The organism is Dyella jiangningensis (assembly GCF_003264855.1).
Taxonomy (GTDB): Bacteria; Pseudomonadota; Gammaproteobacteria; order Xanthomonadales; family Rhodanobacteraceae; genus Dyella; species Dyella jiangningensis_C.
The window spans coordinates 876,210-892,263 of the sequence record NZ_NFZS01000001.1 but is presented as its reverse complement, the minus strand read 5'-3'; the positions used below and the strand labels follow the sequence as shown (position 1 = coordinate 892,263).

14 protein-coding genes and 1 tRNA gene are annotated in these 16,054 nt (G+C 66.0%); 10 read left to right on the top strand and 5 right to left on the bottom strand.

Translation table 11 applies throughout. The annotated features are described in order from the left end of the window. Positions 1-24 precede the first annotated feature (24 nt). The gene (locus CA260_RS03885) at positions 25-933 is read left to right on the top strand and encodes a glycosyltransferase family 2 protein (RefSeq protein ID WP_238149603.1); all 909 of its coding nucleotides are present in this window, start codon (positions 25-27) and stop codon (positions 931-933) included. Then, a complete protein-coding gene (locus CA260_RS03880) occupies positions 930-1,832 on the top strand; it encodes a DMT family transporter (protein WP_111981107.1) in 903 nt (300 codons plus the stop codon). Before CA260_RS03885 ends, CA260_RS03880 begins: the two co-directional genes overlap by 4 nt. Before the next feature lie 649 nt (positions 1,833-2,481). Here CA260_RS03880 and CA260_RS03875 read toward each other — a convergent pair. Continuing rightward, positions 2,482-3,225, bottom strand: a complete 744-nt coding sequence (locus CA260_RS03875; RefSeq protein WP_111981106.1) for a DsbC family protein — start codon at positions 3,223-3,225, stop codon at positions 2,482-2,484. 110 nt (positions 3,226-3,335) lie between these two features. Beyond that, positions 3,336-4,247 carry a site-specific tyrosine recombinase XerD gene (xerD, locus tag CA260_RS03870; RefSeq protein WP_111981105.1) on the bottom strand — a complete coding sequence of 304 codons (912 nt, stop codon included), beginning with the start codon at positions 4,245-4,247 and terminating at the stop codon, positions 3,336-3,338. A 64-nt stretch (positions 4,248-4,311) separates the two neighbouring features. Here xerD and CA260_RS03865 point away from each other — a divergent pair, with 64 nt between their 5' ends. The 3 genes from CA260_RS03865 to CA260_RS03855 all read left to right on the top strand — a co-directional run bounded on the left by CA260_RS03865 (position 4,312) and on the right by CA260_RS03855 (position 6,952). Further along, on the top strand, positions 4,312-4,821 hold the full coding sequence (locus CA260_RS03865; RefSeq protein ID WP_111982989.1) for an RDD family protein: 510 nt from the start codon (positions 4,312-4,314) through the stop codon (positions 4,819-4,821). A gap of 10 nt (positions 4,822-4,831) precedes the next feature. Continuing rightward, a complete protein-coding gene (locus tag CA260_RS03860; protein WP_238149602.1) occupies positions 4,832-5,593 on the top strand; it encodes a class I SAM-dependent methyltransferase in 762 nt (253 codons plus the stop codon). A 96-nt stretch (positions 5,594-5,689) separates the two neighbouring features. After that, positions 5,690-6,952, top strand: coding sequence for a polyhydroxyalkanoate depolymerase (locus CA260_RS03855; protein ID WP_111981104.1), 1,263 nt, complete (start codon positions 5,690-5,692; stop codon positions 6,950-6,952). A 112-nt stretch (positions 6,953-7,064) separates the two neighbouring features. Here CA260_RS03855 and CA260_RS21030 read toward each other — a convergent pair whose 3' ends face one another. Further along, a complete protein-coding gene (locus CA260_RS21030; protein ID WP_148667367.1) occupies positions 7,065-7,649 on the bottom strand; it encodes a threonine aldolase family protein in 585 nt (194 codons plus the stop codon). A 73-nt stretch (positions 7,650-7,722) separates the two neighbouring features. Between CA260_RS21030 and CA260_RS21025 the strand changes: the two genes are divergently transcribed. From CA260_RS21025 to CA260_RS03840, 3 genes are all read left to right on the top strand, one after another. Continuing rightward, positions 7,723-7,806, top strand: a tRNA-OTHER gene (locus CA260_RS21025). A gap of 20 nt (positions 7,807-7,826) precedes the next feature. Further along, a complete protein-coding gene (locus CA260_RS21065; RefSeq protein WP_172461711.1) occupies positions 7,827-8,489 on the top strand; it encodes a hypothetical protein in 663 nt (220 codons plus the stop codon). A gap of 141 nt (positions 8,490-8,630) precedes the next feature. Beyond that, positions 8,631-10,379, top strand: a complete 1,749-nt coding sequence (locus tag CA260_RS03840) for a glucan ABC transporter ATP-binding protein/ permease (protein WP_111981101.1) — start codon at positions 8,631-8,633, stop codon at positions 10,377-10,379. Positions 10,380-10,705: 326 nt separating this feature from the next. Here the strand turns inward: CA260_RS03840 and lptG are convergent, their stop codons facing one another. Both lptG and lptF read right to left on the bottom strand, forming a co-directional pair. Then, a complete protein-coding gene (lptG, locus tag CA260_RS03835) occupies positions 10,706-11,806 on the bottom strand; it encodes an LPS export ABC transporter permease LptG (protein ID WP_111981100.1) in 1,101 nt (366 codons plus the stop codon). Beyond that, positions 11,806-12,912: an LPS export ABC transporter permease LptF gene (gene lptF / locus CA260_RS03830; protein ID WP_111981099.1), complete on the bottom strand. Its 1,107-nt coding sequence runs from the start codon at positions 12,910-12,912 to the stop codon at positions 11,806-11,808. The genes lptG and lptF overlap by 1 nt, the downstream gene beginning before the upstream one ends. A 207-nt stretch (positions 12,913-13,119) precedes the next feature. Between lptF and CA260_RS03825 the strand changes: the two genes are divergently transcribed. Continuing rightward, the gene (locus tag CA260_RS03825) at positions 13,120-14,607 is read left to right on the top strand and encodes a leucyl aminopeptidase (RefSeq protein ID WP_111981098.1); all 1,488 of its coding nucleotides are present in this window, start codon (positions 13,120-13,122) and stop codon (positions 14,605-14,607) included. 157 nt (positions 14,608-14,764) lie between these two features. Beyond that, the gene (locus CA260_RS03820) at positions 14,765-15,187 is read left to right on the top strand and encodes a DNA polymerase III subunit chi (RefSeq protein WP_111981097.1); all 423 of its coding nucleotides are present in this window, start codon (positions 14,765-14,767) and stop codon (positions 15,185-15,187) included. Positions 15,188-16,054: the final 867 nt, after the last annotated feature.

Here is a 16,054-nt window from a genome sequence, read left to right as displayed (position 1 = left end):
ATCACCTCACGCATACTTGTCGCAGTGAATACCGATACCACCCAAGCCGTCTCTTCCCTGCTGCCGCTCAGCGTGATCGTGGTCGCCGCCGACAGCGGGCCCACCCTGCGCGACTGCGTGCGTCGCGTGCTGGCGTGCGAACTGCCGTTGGAAATGATCCTGGTCGACAACGCGTCGGCCGACGGCATTCCGCAGGCCATCGCGCGTGCGCATGAAAATGACGCCCGGCTGCAGGTGGTCTACAACCATGCAAACCTCGGCTTCGGCCCGGCCGTGAACCGCGGCGTATCGCACGCGCACGGCAAGACGGTGCTGGTGCTCAACCCCGACTGCCTGATCGACAACGCGACGCTGGTCCGCCTGCTCGACGTCCTCGCCACGCAGCAACGCGTCGGTCTTGTCGGCGCCGTGGTCTGCGACGAGAACGGCGAACCCGATCCGGCCTCCTACCGCCGCGACCCGCTGCTCAAGCGTTCCTTGAACACCATGTTCAACCGGCCCGGCGAAGGCGTGAACATCGAAGGCCCGATTCCGCACGAGCTGGTGGAGGCGGAAGCCGTGTCCGGCGCGCTGATGGTGCTGCCGCGACGCCTCTTCGATTACCTGGCGGGCTTTGACGAAGCCTATTTCCTGCATTGCGAAGACCTCGACCTGTGCCGTCGCGTTCGCGACGCGGGCTACAAGGTGATGCTCGCCGGCGACGTGCGCGTGCTGCACGGCAAGGGCAGTTCGAGCCGGCATCGCCCGGTCTTCGTCAGTCGCCACAAGCATCGCGGCATGTGGCGCTGGTTCCGCAAGTTCGACCCTGAAGCACGCAAGCCGTGGGTGTCCGCCCTGGTGTGGCTTGGCATCTGGTCGCATTTCCTGCTGCAGATTCCCGGTCAGTGGCTGCGTCTGCTGCGACGCCGGCTGGCCCATGGGAACAACGCATGAGCGCGACGGACAAGCGCACCGCGGCGCTCGCCACGTTCGGACTGATCAGCGTCACCGCCATCTGGGGCTCCACCTTCTTCCTCATCAAGGATCTGGTGGCGCGCATGGCGGTGGCGGATTTCCTTGCCGTGCGTTTCGTGATCGCCGCCCTGGTGATGATCGCGCTGTTCCATCGCCACCTGCTGCGCCTGGGCCGTCGCGAATGGCTGCAAGGCATCGCGCTGGGCGCCATGTATGGCATCGCGCAATTGCTGCAGACCTCGGGTCTGGAACACACCTCGGCGAGCATCAGCGGTTTCGTCACGGGCATGTATGTGGTTTTCACGCCACTGCTCGGCACCGTCCTGTTGCGCCAGCGCCTGCCCTCCATCACGTGGATCGCGGTACTGCTTTCCGTGGGCGGTCTCGGACTGCTCGCGCTGCACGGCTTCAGCATCGGCTACGGCGTGTGGCTCACGCTGATCTCGGCGTTGCTGTATGGCCTGCACATCGTCGGCCTCGGCGCCTGGTCACGGCCGGGCAACGCGTTCGCACTGTCCGCCGTGCAGATGCTGGTGATCGCGCTGATCTGCCTTCTCGCCACGCTGCCATCGGGTCCAAGCCTGCCGCCAGACGGCGGCGCGTGGCTGGCGGTGATCTACATGGCGCTGGCTGCCGGCGCGGGCGCCATGCTCGTGCAGACCTGGGCGCAGGCACACCTCTCGCCGACGCGGGCGGCCATCGTTATGACGATGGAGCCGGTATTCGCCGCAGGCTTCGCGGTGACCTTCGGCAACGATGCGCTCACCTGGCGCATGGTGGTCGGCGGCACGCTGGTGTTGGCGGCAATGTACCTGGTGGAGCTGGTGCCGCGTGGCGGTGCTGCGGTGCAGGCAGAGGGATTGCATCACGAGGTGTAACAGTCGCGGTGTCACGCGACGGTTTCCGCACGCGCCGCTGCTCGTGCCTCCCCCCTGTAGGAGCGCACCCAGTGCGCGACCGCAGCGTATCTATTACCTCTGCGGTCGCGCACTGGGTGCGCTCCTACAGGGAAGAGAGCCCCGCTCTTGGCTCTGGTCTTTGACCTTCCCTCCCCTATGCCGCGAGCAGACGGGAGGTGGATCAGCCCGCAGGGTGGCCGGCAGGACGCCGGCCAGTGGATCGTCAGGGCAGGACGCCCTGTCGATCCACCCGCCTCCCGTCTGCGACCCCGCAGGGGCGCGGCATCGGGGTGGCCTTTCTCTTGGTTACTTCTCTTTGGCCTTGCAAAGAGAAGTGACCCGGCCTCCGGCAGGAGGACGGAAGCCCGCCGCAGGAGAGCAACCTGCCGGTATCGCGACAACCGAAAAATGATGCTACTGGTGATTGCTTCGCTCGCCCCTTCGAGCCGCAATTCAGGCGTTCTGCGCGCGCCGCGCTCCGTCCCGCCTACGCCGGGACGACTGCAGATGAAAACCGGCGCGAAAGGCGGTCGCGCACTGGGTGCGCTCCTACATGGAGGGGCAAGAGCTGCGGCGCGGGACAAAGGCGCGCTGGAGAACCGCGCCAACACGAACGACCCCGAACGCCTCAACTACCCTTGCTGAGCCGCTGCAGCATTTGCGACGGCGTCATGTAGCCGCCCAGCATCGTGCCGTCTTCACCGATCACGGAGGGCGTTCCATTCACGCCCAGCTTCACGCCCAGCTCGAACTCGTCCTTCACCGGGTTGGGGCAGTTGGTTGCCTTGGGCGCCTTGCCCTGCTTGGCGGCGGTGAACGCGGCCTTGCGGTCGGCCGAGCACCATACCGACACCATCTCGTTGTAGGTCTGCGTGGTGCGGCCGGCTGCATCGGTCACGCCTTCGCGCGGCCATGCCACGTACTCGATCGCGATGCCGGCCTTGTTGTAGTCGGCGATGTGCTCGTGCAACTGCCGGCAGTACGCGCAGTTGACGTCGGTGAACACGGTGACGCGATAGCGCGGCTTGGCCGGCGAGAACACGATGCGATCGGTTTCGGGCACCTTGGCCAGTTCGGCCTTGCGGAAGTCGGCCCAGCCGTCGATGTTGTGCTGGTTGGCGAGGTCGATCACGTCGCCGTTCAACATGTACTTGCCGTCGTTGCTCACGTAGACCAGCTGTCCCGACGCGATCACCTGGGTGAAGCCCGGGAACGGCGCGGGCTTCACCGAATCGATGGTCACCTTGGGTGCGAACGACAGCACGGCCTTGCGCACGGTGCTTTCCGGACCGGCCGCGGTACTGTCGGGAGCCGCACAGGCGCTGAGCGCGAAACCGCTGACGCACAACGCCAGCAACCATTGCTTGAACATCGTCTACCTCATGGATCGGCGTTTCCGCCTGGCGGAAACACGGGGAAATGCCATTCTCGCACAGCCGGATGAACCGGACTGCCGGCGGATTTGCACACCCGGGAAACGCCTCAGCCGCGCGGGTGGTGCTGCGCGTGCAGGCGCTTGAGCCCTTCCTTCGCCACCAGCGTATAGATCTGCGTGGTGCTGAGTGCGCTATGGCCCAGCAGCATCTGCAGGGCGCGCAGGTCGGCGCCGTGGTTGAGCAGGTGGGTGGCGAAGGAATGGCGCAGCACGTGGGGCGAGATGCGCTTGGGCACGATGCCGACCGTCGATGCGTGGCGCTTCACCAGGGTCCAGAACATCTGGCGCGTCATGCCCTCGCCGCGATTGCTGAGGAACAGGGCCCGCGGTTGCCGGCCCTTCGCCAGCGCAGGCCGCGCGGTCGCCAGGTAGGCCTCGATACGCTCGGCAGCGACCTCGCCGATCGGCACCAGCCGATCCTTGCCGCCCTTGCCGGTGACGCGGACCACGCCCTGACGCAGATTCAGCGCGCTGAGGGGCAGTTCCACCAGCTCCGAAACGCGCAGGCCCGAGGCATACATCAGCTCCAGCATGGCGCGGTCGCGCAGGCCCAGGGTGGTGGTGACGTCCGGCGCATCCAGCAGGCCTTCGATCTCCCGCTCGGCCAGTGCCTTGGGCAGGCTGCGCGGCGTCTTCGGGCGTTCGATCAGCAGGGTCGGATCATCGAACCCCGGCTCGGTACGCGCGAGGTGGGCGTAATAGCGGCGGAAGGCCGACTGGCGCCGCGCCAGCGAGCGCACCGCCACCGGCTGGCTGCCGTGGTAGGCGGACAGATGCTGGCGCTGCGCGCTACGCAAACCGAGGCCCTGCGTGGCGAGCCAGCGCGCCAGCGCCTCCAGATCCTGGCGATAGGCCTGGAGCGTGCGCTCGGCCAGGCCATCCTCCGACCACACGCGCTCGATGAAGGCATCGATGCTGAGACGGTCCGCTTCGGCGATACTTGGGAATTCCTGTTGCATGGACGCGATGCTCGCCGCCGGCCCCGTCGCGTGCAAGCGATCCTTCCTACCGGCTGCCTGTTCGATGACTTCCATCACCGCTACCGTTCCTGAGTACTGCCCGTTGTGGCGCCGCCTGATGGCGCTGCTCTATGACCTGCTCGCCGTGGTCGCGATCGTGATGGTGGTCGGCTATGTCTGCCAGCGCGTGACCGGCGGCATGCTGATCACCAGCAACGGGCACGCGCATATCGCGTGGTGGTATCAGCCGCTGCAGGCCCTGGTCGTGTCCGCCTACTTCGTCGCGTCGTGGATGCGTGGCGGACAGACGCTGGGCATGCGGCCCTGGCGCATCCGGGTCACCGGCGCCGATAGCGGTCCGCTGACGTTTGGCCAGGCGCTGGTCCGCCTGCTCGCCGCTGCACTGCCGCTGCTGCTGCTCGGGCTGGCGCCCTGGATGGGCACGCGTGGCGCGCTGTGGGCGGTGGCCATCGCATGGGCCGTGTGGTTTGGCATGGCGGCGCTCGATCCACGTCGTCGAACCGTCCACGATGTGATGGCGCGCACTGAATTGCATACGCGCACTTCACGTTGACGTCAGCCTCATGCGCCACACTGCGCGCATGCCCAGCCTCGCCCTTCCCCAACGGACCGCTGCGGACCTCCGTCGCATCAATGCAGATTTCTACGAGTCGCTCTGGGCGGGCTCGCGTCTGGTCGACCCCCGTCGTTTCAATACGTGGCCGATGGTGCGGGACCTCGCCATGGCGCTGCCGCGTCGCCTGGAGGTTGCTCCCGGACTTCGTCCGCGACTGCCATTGGACGGCACGTATTTCGTCGACCTGAGCCCTTCAGCCACCAAAGGCCTGCGCGCCCATGGCGCGAGCGCGATGCGCGGCTCGCTGAGTGCCCTGCCCTGCCCGACCGCCGGGTTCGATTTGATCTGCGCGCTGGACATCCTGGAGCACCTGCCCGACGACGAACGCGCCTTGCAGGAGCTCTCGCGCGTGGCTGCGCCAGATGCGCGCATGCTGCTTTCCGTTCCGCTTCATCCGGAGGCGTGGACCGACTTCGACGATTTTGTCGGGCACGCCCGCCGCTACGAGCCGGTGATGCTGGTGCGCCGCCTCGCGGCCCACGGCTGGACCATCGAGCAGAGCGCGGTCTATGGCATGCAGGCCAATTCGTCGCGACTGCTCGCCATCGGCCAGTGGTACCTCACGCACCATCGGGAGCGGGCGCTGTGGTGGTACAACCACGTGCTGATGCCGCTCGGCCTACGCCTGCAGAAGCCGTTGCAATGGCGGGCCGGCATGGGTTCGACCCAGGGCGTGGATGAAGTGGTATTACTCTGCCGCCGGACGTAAGCGGCTGATTCATCAAGATTGAGACGATGCGGCGGCGCAGCACGGCTTGCGCAAACCGGGTAACATGCGGCATTCCGACGCTTCCGGTTCCACCGCATGCTCTATCAGATTCATGAGTGGCAGCGCGCCATCCTTGGCCCACTGAGCCACTACGCCGAAGCCAGCGCCAAGATGTTCAGCGACGTGACGAGCCCGTTCTCGCATGTGCCGGGCGCGGATCGGCTGGCGGCCGGCTATGAGCTGCTGCACCGGTTGGGAAAGGAGTACGAAAAGCCCGCCTTCAATCTTCCGCAGGTGACCGCGCACGGCCAGGAAATCGCCGTGATCGAGCGCGTGGTGCTGGACAAGCCGTTCTGCCAGCTCAAGCGCTTCAAGCGCTTCAGCGACGACCCGGACACCATCGAGAAGATGAAGAGCGACCCGGCCGTGCTGGTGGTCGCGCCGTTGTCGGGCCATCACGCCACCCTGCTGCGCGACACCGTGCGCACGCTGCTGCAGGACCACAAGGTCTACATCACCGACTGGATCGACGCGCGCATGGTGCCGGTCAGCGAGGGCCCGTTCCATCTCGACGACTACGTGGCCTATATCGAGGAATTCATCCGTCACATCGGCGCCAAGAGCGTGCATGTGATTTCCGTGTGCCAGCCCACCGTGCCCGTATTGGCTGCAGTGGCGCTGATGGCCGCACGCGGCGAAGACACGCCGCTCAGCATGACGATGATGGGCGGCCCGATCGAGCCGCGCAGCAACCCCACCGGCGTCAACAACCTCGCCACCACGCGCCCGCTGAGCTGGTTCAAGGGCAACGTGATCCATACGGTGCCGGCGAACTATCCGGGCGAAGGCCGCCAGGTGTATCCCGGCTTCCTGCAGCATGCGGGCTTCATCGCGATGAACCCGGGCCGCCACCTCAATTCGCACTGGGACTTCTACGAGAGCCTGCTGCGCGGCGACCAGGACGATGCCGAAGCGCACCGCCGGTTCTACGACGAATACAACGCCGTGCTCGACATGCCGGCCGAGTACTACCTCGATACCATCGCCACCGTGTTCCAGCAGTTCCTGCTGCCGCGCGGCCTGTGGGACGTGGCAGGTGAACGCGTGCGCCCCGAGGCCATCAAGGACACCGCGCTGTTCACCGTGGAAGGCGAACTGGACGACATCGCCGGCCTGGGCCAGACCGAGGCTGCCCACGACCTGTGCAGCGGTATTCCGGCGGGACGGCGCGCGCATCGCGTGGTGGAAGGCGCGGGCCATTACGGCATCTTCAGCGGACGCCGCTGGCGCCAGACGGTCTATCCGCAGGTGCGCGAGTTCATCCGCAAGTTCAACACGCCGGTAAAGCAGGGCGCCTGAACTCGCGTTCTGCCCTGTAGGAGCGCACCCAGTGCGCGAAAAGCCGACGGAGCGGTGATGCCGTAGTCTGCGTTCGCGCACTGGGTGCGCTCCTACAAAAAAGAAAGTGGCTTCAGCGCGTGAAGAAGCTGCGGAACGCAGCCACCGTGCGCGCAACGCCCTCGTCATCGACATCCAGGTGCGTCACCAGGCGAAGCGTCGGCAGATAACCGATGCTGATGCGCACGCCGGCACCGCGCAAATGGACGTCCAGTTCGCGCAACCGGTCAGCCGGCACGTCGATGAAGACCATGTTGGTGAACTGGCCGAGCAGCTTCACCCCGGGAATCTCGCCAAGGCCCGCCGCGAGCGCCGCCGCGCGTGCATGGTCCTCGGCCAACCGATCGACGTGGTGATCCAACGCATACTGGGCAGCGGCGGCCAACAAGCCAGCCTGGCGCCAGCCGCCGCCCGCCACCTTGCGCCAGCGCCGCGCCTTGTCGATCAACGCCGTCGAGCCCACCAGCACCGAGCCGACCGGCGCACCCAGGCCTTTTGAAAAGCACACCGACACGCTGTCGAAATACCGCGCGATCTCGCCCGCCTTCACGCCGCTGGCTATCGCGGCATTGAACAGGCGGGCGCCGTCGAGATGCAGGCCCAGGCCGCGCTCGCGCGCAAAATCATGCGCGGCGCGCAGGTAGTCCGCCGGCAGCACGCGGCCATGCCAGGTGTTCTCCAGCGCCAGCAGTCGCGTGCGGGCGAAGTGCGGATCGACCGGCTTGATGGCAGCCGCCAGCTTGTCGAGCGGCAGGCTGCCGTCGACGTCGTGCGGAATCGGCTGCGGCTGGATCGAACCCAGCACGGCGGCACCACCACCCTCGAACTTGTAGGTGTGCGCGTCCGCGCCCACCAGGTACTCGTCGCCGCGCTCGCAATGGGACATCAGCGCCAGCAGGTTCGACTGCGTACCGGTAGGCACGAACAGACCAGCCTCGAAGCCCAGCTCCTCGGCGACGCGCTGCTGGAAGGCATTGACGGTGGGGTCCTCGCCGTACACGTCGTCGCCAACCTCAGCGTCCAGCATGGCGGCGCGCATGGCGGGCGTGGGACGGGTAACGGTGTCGCTGCGCAGGTCGATCGTGTCCACGGTGGTCGCTCATCGGAAAACAGACGGCCAGCTTGCGCACTTGCGGTCCCCGAGGCAAGCCGGCGTCAGATCAGGGCCGGCGCGAATCGCCCAGCCCATGCTTCCAGCCCCCAACGAAAGGAGATAGCCATGAGAAGGGCCGAAGTGACGGCGCAAGTCGCGGAGCGGACCCGGCTGGCCCCGCTGGCCTGCGAGAATGTGCTGAACACCTTTGCGGCCATCCGTGGCGACGCATGGGGCCGTGCGTCCAAGGGCGCACGGCGCAACCACGCCTATGTCATCGCTGAAATAGCCAGGCGCACGGGCGAGAGCGAACGGACATGCGGCGACATCATGACGGCCTTCGAGCAGGTCGTTGAAGACGCCTTCCGCGGCAAGCTCGATGTAGGCCGCAAGAAGGAGCGCTAACGGCTGGCCCGCCATCGCGGCACAGAGGGTGCGCCCGTCATCACGTCGGCATGCCGCCGAGGCAGACCGTTCGCGATTGGGCTAGCCTCTCCATCGGCACCATCCGCCAGGATGGACCGAGGACGGAAAGGAGCCGCGTTCATGTCGTTTCTGCGTCTGTACCTGCGCGTGATCGGGCTGCTGGCGCCCGAGCGGCGTTTGGCGATCACGCTGGCACTGGCGAACCTCGCGCTGGCCGGCGTGTTCTTCCTGGAACCCGTGCTGTTCGGTCGCGTCGTCGATGCGCTGACGGCGGACAACGGGCGCGCGGCACGGCTGATCGGACTATGGGCGGGCGTCGGCTTCGCGGGCGTACTCGCCAACGTCTGGGTATCGTTGCATGCCGATCGCCTCGCGCACCGACGCCGGCTCGCGGCCATCGCCCTGTTCTTCGAACATGCCGCCTCAATGCCGCTGTCCTTCCATGGCGAATACCACACGGGCCGCCTGTCACGCATCATGAATGTCGGCGTCAGCAACCTGTTCAACCTGTGGCTGAGCTTCTTCCGCGAGCACCTGGCAACACTGCTGTCGATCATCGTGATGATCCCTGTTGCGCTGTGGCTCAACTGGAAACTGGCGTTGCTGATGATCGCGCTGCTGCTGTGCTTTTCCATTTTCAACGCCGTCGCGGTGCAGCGCACGCACAAGGCACAGGGTGAAGTGGAGGAACTCCACCACGAGATCGCCACGCGCGCTGGCGATGTGTTCGGCAACGTCACCGTGGTGCAGAGTTTCACGCGCCTCGCCGCCGAGTCACGCGCCCTGCACGAACTGATGACGCGCACGCTCAACGCGCAATATCCCGTGCTGCGCGGCTGGGCGATTCTTTCGGTACTCAACCGCGCGGCCAGTACGCTGACCATCGTGGCGATCTTCGCCGTCGGCGCGGCACTGCATGCGCGCGGAGAGATCAGCGTCGGCGGGATCGTCAGTTTCGTCGGCTTCTCGATGCTGCTGATCGGGCGGCTGGAACAGTTCGCCACGTTCCTTTCCAATCTGTTCTTCCAGTCGCAGTCGCTGCGTGATTTCTTCGTCGTGCTCGACCGGAAGTCAGAAATTGAAGACCGACCCGGCGCCATTGCCCTGCCCCGCGTGCAAGGCGACGTCGTCTTCGATCGCGTGAGCTTCGGTTACGACCCGGTGCAGCCCGCGCTGCATGGCCTCAGCTTCCATGCGCCACCCGGCAGCACCATCGCGCTCGTCGGCCCGACGGGCGCCGGCAAGAGCACCGCCCTCAGCCTGCTCTATCGCGCCTACGATCCTTCCGAGGGGCGCGTCACGATCGATGGCCATGACGTGCGCGACGTGACGCTGGAATCGTTGCGCCGAAACATCGGCGTGGTGTTCCAGGATGCAGGCATGTTCTATCGCTCGATCCTCGACAACCTGCGCGTGGGCGACCCGGAAGCGGATGCGGCGGCCATCGAGAAAGCCGTGGCGGCGGCGGAAGCGGCCACCTTCATCTCGCGCAAGCCCGAGGGATTGGACACGCTCGTCGCCGAACGCGGCCGCTCGCTCTCCGGCGGCGAACGTCAGCGCCTGGCGATTGCGCGCGCCATGCTCAAGGACGCGCCGATCCTGATCCTCGACGAAGCGACGAGCGCGCTCGACAACGCCACCGAAGCACGCATCCAGCGAGCGCTCGACCGGCTCACGCAGGGGCGTACGACGTTCGTGATCGCGCATCGCTTGTCGACGGTGAGGAATGCCGATTTGATCCTGGTGTTGGATCAGGGACGGCTGGTGGAACAGGGCAAGTTCGACGAGCTGGTTCGTCAGGGCGGGGGGTTTGCGCGTCTCGCTGAAGAGGGGAAATTTGCGCCCGATGCAGAGGTGGCGCAGGAGTAGCCCTCTCTACTCTTTCGACACATCCCATGATGCTTTTCGTGGGAGCGCACCCTGTGCGCGACAGCCTTTCGCCTCAGTCTCCCCTTGTCATCTTCCCGGTTTGAACCGGAGACGCGTTTGAATGGCTGGAGGCTGGTCACCAGCCGGTGTCTTCCGTTGCAGTCCTCGCGCCAGTCTTGCCTACCTCTGTAGGAGCGCACCCAGTGCGCGACCGCAACGCATCAACGACCTCTGCGGTCGCGCACTGGGTGCGCTCCTACAAGGGAGAAAATCCGCTCTTCGCTCTGGCCTTTGCGTCACCGTCCCTTTTCACACGAATTCCGCCGCTACCCGTGCTTCCTGAAATACAGCCAGGCAATCACCGCCAATATCACCGCCGGCAACAGGTTCGCCATCAACGGTGGCACGCCGTACACGGTGCCGAAGCTCACCATGGCCTTCTGCAGGAAGTACCAGCCGATCGCCAGCAGCATGCCGATGAACATGCGCTTGCCCAGGCCGCCTGAACGCAGCGTGCCGAAGGAGAACGGCATAGCGCACAGCACCAGCACCAGCACGTTGAGCGGATACAGCGCGCGCCCCCAGAACGCATTGGCGTAGGCGCCGGGGTTCTGCCCGTTCTGTTCCAGGTATTTGATGTTGCGTCGCAGGTCGCGCATCGGCTGGTACTGCGGCTGGATCACCGACAGCTCCAGCACCTGCGGATTGAGCCGCGAATCCCAGCGCTCGCTGTCGACGGTGGTGCTATGCGTGCCCTTGTCGTCGAGCGTGGTGCTGCGCACCTTGTCCATCACCCACTGGTGACCGTCGTGCTCGGCGGTCTGCGCCCAATCGAAGCGAGAGACCTGGCCGTCCGGCGTCAGCGTGAACACGCGCACGTCGTGCAACTGCACGACGTTATGCGTTTCGGTGCGCTTGACCGTCACGCCCTTGGCATTGATGACGCGCGCGCCATCGCGCGCCCACAGACCCGACGCACCGCCCATGCCCACGCTGCTGGAACGCATGCGCAGCTGCATGGCCTGCGCCTTCTGATCACCCCACGGCGCCGCCGTCTCGCCCAGGATCACCACGCCGAGAATCAGGATGGCCACCACGCCCACCGCCGATACGGCGATGCGCAGCTTGGAAAGTCCACACGCACGCAATGCCGTGAGCTCGTTCGTGGCCGCGAGGCCACCCAGGCCCAGCAGGCCGCCGATCAGGGCCGCGTTGCCGAACATCTCGTACAGGCGACGCGGGAACGTCACCAGCACGTACACCACGGCGCTGGTCACCGTGTAGCCGTTCTTGCCCACGTTGCCGAGCTGGCGCATGAGCTGGACCACGGCATCGAGGCCGGTGATCACCAGCCACACCATCAGGATCGATGCCAATACCGCCGTGCCGACCAGCCAATCGACACGCTTGACGCGCAGCGTAGCCATCAGGCACCCGCCCTTCGCGGCCTGCGCTCGACGTACTGGCTACGGAACATCCAGGCGGCAACGCCGAACACGATCAGCGACAGGAACCACATCGGCGCCGAATGGTGCCAGTGGCCCTTGATGATCTGGCCGCGGCACAGCGCCATCAGCAGGTAATACAGGTAGAACGCGAGCACCGCGAGCAGCAGGCGGCCGAAGCGCGGTTCGCGCGGGCTCTGGCGCGACAGCGGCAACGCCAGCGCGAGCAGCACTAGCGTCATGGCCGGTGCAATGGTGCGCCAGGCGAATTCCGCGCGCGCATCGGGATTGTCGACGCGCAGCAGCGCCAGCGTGGTGAGCGAGTGCGCGGGATCTTCCTCGTCGTTGTCCGACTGCACGTTGGACAGCGAGGCATCGTTGCGCTCGTACTGCATCTTGCGCCAGTTGTCCGCACCCAGCGGGATGTCGTACTGGAAGCCATTCCACAGCGCGAGGAAACGGCCGCTGCCGTCGGTCTCCTGGTAGAGCTGGCCGCGCTTGCCCGTCACCAGCTTGATATGCGGAACGTTGTCCTTGCCGGCACGTTCGGTGGCGATGAAGGTGCTTCCCAGCGTGCTGCCGTCGCGGCTGAGCTGGTCGACGAAGATGATGCCGCCCTTGCCCGGCAGTTCGGTGAAGCGACCGGCGTCGAGGCCTGCGGCGATCACCGATCGGTTCGCCGCCGCCACCAGCTGGTCGGAGGTGCGCGCGGCCCACGGGCCGAGCCACATCGAAACGAGGCCGACCAGCAGAGCCACGCTCGCAGCGAGCATGCCCATGGGGCGCAGCAGGCCCGAGGCTCCCATGCCCGAGGAAGCCAGCACGTGCATCTCGCTCTCGCGCCACATGCGACCCAGGGCCAGCAGCACGCCGAGGAAGGCCGACAGCGGCAGCAGTGTGGTGAGGCCGTCGAGCATGTTCAGGCCCAGCACCTGGAACATCACGCTGGCCGGAAAGCTGCCGTTCGCCACCTGCTGCAACACGTGCGCGAACGAGATGCCGGACATGATGGCCAGCAGCACGATGGCGGTGGCGGCTACGGTCTGAGCCAGCTCACGCAAAAAATAACGATCGAGGATGCTTAGCACCGGCCCTCACGCACGCAATGGCCCGCGCGGCAAGGTCGCGCGCGAGCCGACAAATAACGGTGAAGTGTAAGCGCTCTCGCCCCGCTCATGGGGACAGGTCCTCGACATGGGATAAGATGAAGGGCTTGACGTAGCCCTTCCGGGGGCCCGTCAAACCCCAAGTCTAGCCTGTCCAGACCTTTCTGGACCTTTCTTGCAGGACACGATATGACTCTCCAGTTCAGCCTCGGCTCCGCCGCTCCCGAAACCGTCGAAACCCCCTGCGTGGTGGTCGGCGTGTATGAGAACGGCATGCTTACCAGCGCCGCTGCCCGCGTGGACACCGCCGCGCATGGCGCGATCAAGCGCCAGGTCGAGAGCGGCGACATCACCGGCAAGGCCGGCTCCACGGCCGTGCTGTATGCGCCCGAAGGCGTGGCTGCCAAGCGCGTGCTGGTGGTGGGACTGGGAACGCAGAAGACCTTCGACGGTGCACGCTTCCAGAAGATCGCCATCGAGGCCGTGCGCGCGCTGGGTCGCCTGCCGGTCGACAGCGCCGTGTCCTACCTGGCCGAAGTCGACGTGCCAGGCCATGACGCCGCCTGGCGCGTGCGCACCGCCGCGCTGGCCGCCGACTATGCTGCCTATCGCTACACCGCTACGTTCAAGCCGCGCGAGAAGAGTGCACAGCCGGAACTGACCGCCATCACCTTCGTCGCGGGCGACGACGCACAGGGCGGCCTGCAGCAGGCTGCCGGCATCGCCGAAGGCGTGCGCTTCGCACGCGAGCTGGCCAACCTGCCGCCGAACATCTGCAACCCCGCCTACATCGCCGCGCAGGCCGAGCAGTTCGCCGCCGCGCACGACAAGGTGAGCTGCACCGTGCTGGACGACGAGAAGATGGGCGAGCTCGGCTTCGGCTCGCTGCTCGCCGTGGGTCGCGGCTCGGCCAACAAGCCCAAGCTGGTGGTCCTCGAATACACCGGTGGCGTGGAAGGCGACAGGCCGTACGCCTTTGTCGGCAAGGGCATCACCTTCGACACCGGCGGCATCAGCCTCAAGCCCGGCCCGGGCATGGAAGAGATGAAGTACGACATGGGTGGCGCTGCCGGCATGCTCGGCAGCTTCGTCGCCGCAGTGAAGCTGGGCCTGCCGGTGAACCTCGTGTGCGTGGTACCGGCGGTGGAAAACATGCCCGACGGCGACGCCTATCGCCCGAGCGACGTGCTCACCAGCCTCTCCGGCCTCACCATCGAAGTGCTCAACACCGATGCCGAAGGCCGCCTGATCCTCTGCGACGCCCTCACCTACACGGCGCAGACGTACCAGCCGAAGGTGCTGATCGACGCGGCCACGCTGACCGGCGCCTGCGTGATCGCGCTGGGCAAGCACGCCAGCGGCCTGATGAGCAAGCACGACGACCTCGCCGCCGAGCTGCTTGCCGCCGGTGAGCACACGCTGGATCGCGCATGGCGCCTGCCGCTGTGGGACGACTACCAGGTGCAGCTGGAATCGGGCTTCGCCGACGTGGCCAACATCGGCGGCAAGAACGCCGGTGCGATCACCGCGGGCTGCTTCCTGTCGCGCTTCACCGAAGGCCAGCGCTGGGCGCACCTGGACATCGCCGGCACCGCATGGGACGAAGGCCGCAAGGGTTTGGCCACCGGCCGCCCTGTGTCGCTGCTGGTGCAATGGCTGATCGATCGCGCCGCATGATTTCCCATCCCGTCACCCCAGCGCGGGCCGGGATCCAGCGGAGATACAAGACGGCTTTCGCGAAAGAACGACACTGCTTTACGTCATCGCGTCACCGTATTCTCCCATCACTGGATTCCGGCCTGCGCCGGAATGACGATCACCGAAGGCTTCCACCATGCCTCGCGCCGACTTCTACCTGATCGACAAGCCGCGCTTCCGCGAACAGCCGTTGCTGCTGGTATGCGAACTGGCCAAGCGCGCCTTCGCCGCACAGCAGCCCACGCTGGTGCTCGCACGCGACTTCGCGCAGGCCGAGGCCATCGATGAGCTGCTGTGGGAATTCGACCCGGACGGCTTCATCACGCATCAGCTCGCTGGTGACGATGACGACGAGTTCACCGCGGTGCTGATCGTGCCGCCTGGCGTGGAAACCGCGGACCGTCCGCTGCAGATCAACCTGCGCGAAGAATGCGCACCCGGCCGCTACGACCGCGTGCTGGAAGTCGTCGCCGCCGATCCCGCCGAACGCGATGGTTCACGCACACGCTGGACCGAATACAAACGCCGCGGTTTCGAGGTCAACAAGTTCGACATGTAGACGGGCGCTTCGGCGCCCTTCTTCTTGCCTGTTGTCCGCCGAGCGTTTTTTGTAGGAGCGCACCCAGTGCGCGAAAAGCCTACGGAGCTGTCACGTCGGCACTCGGCGGTCGCGCACTGGTGCGCTCCTACAACGGCGGGAGTGGCGACATCGTCGCTAATGGCAGTTCCACGGTGACGAGCTCGACCTGCACGTGGATCATTGGATGTCCCATTCCCTGTAGGAGCGCATCCAGTGCGCGAAAAGCCTACGGAGCGGTGACACCGTAGCTCTGCGGGCGCGCACTGGGTGCGCTCCCACAACGGCGGGAATGGCGACATCGTCGCCAATGGCAGTTCGCTGTGCCGAGCTCGACCTGCACGTGGATCATTGGATGTCCTATTCCCTGTAGGAGCGCACCCAGTGCGCGAAAAGCCTACGGAGCGGTGACACCGTAGCTCTGCGGTCGCGCACAGGGTGCGCTCCCACAACGGCGGGAATGGCGACATCGTCGCCAATGGCAGTTCGCTGTGCCGAGCTCGACCTGCACGTGGATCATTGGATGTCCTATTCCCTGTAGGAGCGCACCCAGTGCGCGAAAAGCCTACGGAGCGGTGACACCGTAGCTCTGCGGTCGCGCACAGGGTGCGCTCCCACAACGGCGGGAATGGCGACATCGTCGCCAACGGCAGTTCGCTGTGCCGAGCTCGACCTGCACGTGGATCATTGGATGTCCTGTAGGAGCGCACCCAGTGCGCGAAAAGCCTACGGAGCTGTCACGCCGATACGCAGCGGTCGCGCACTGGGTGCGCTCCTACAAGTGGAGCAAAGTGCGCCTCGAGGGGCCGCTAAAAGACCGTCTTTTCGATATCAGCTTGCGTCAATGTC

Bases quoted from the DNA above. Each gene is read 5' to 3' on its own strand.
- CA260_RS03880 (WP_111981107.1), top strand. From the start codon at position 930: ATGAGCGCGACGGACAAGCGCACCGCGGCGCTCGCCACGTTCGGACTG.
- CA260_RS03875 (WP_111981106.1), bottom strand. From the start codon at position 3,225: ATGTTCAAGCAATGGTTGCTGGCGTTGTGCGTCAGCGGTTTCGCGCTC.
- xerD (WP_111981105.1), bottom strand. From the start codon at position 4,247: ATGCAACAGGAATTCCCAAGTATCGCCGAAGCGGACCGTCTCAGCATC.
- CA260_RS03865 (WP_111982989.1), top strand. From the start codon at position 4,312: ATGACTTCCATCACCGCTACCGTTCCTGAGTACTGCCCGTTGTGGCGC.
- CA260_RS03860 (WP_238149602.1), top strand. From the start codon at position 4,832: ATGCGCCACACTGCGCGCATGCCCAGCCTCGCCCTTCCCCAACGGACC.
- CA260_RS03855 (WP_111981104.1), top strand. From the start codon at position 5,690: ATGCTCTATCAGATTCATGAGTGGCAGCGCGCCATCCTTGGCCCACTG.
- CA260_RS03840 (WP_111981101.1), top strand. From the start codon at position 8,631: ATGTCGTTTCTGCGTCTGTACCTGCGCGTGATCGGGCTGCTGGCGCCC.
- lptG (WP_111981100.1), bottom strand. From the start codon at position 11,806: ATGGCTACGCTGCGCGTCAAGCGTGTCGATTGGCTGGTCGGCACGGCG.
- CA260_RS03825 (WP_111981098.1), top strand. From the start codon at position 13,120: ATGACTCTCCAGTTCAGCCTCGGCTCCGCCGCTCCCGAAACCGTCGAA.
- CA260_RS03820 (WP_111981097.1), top strand. From the start codon at position 14,765: ATGCCTCGCGCCGACTTCTACCTGATCGACAAGCCGCGCTTCCGCGAA.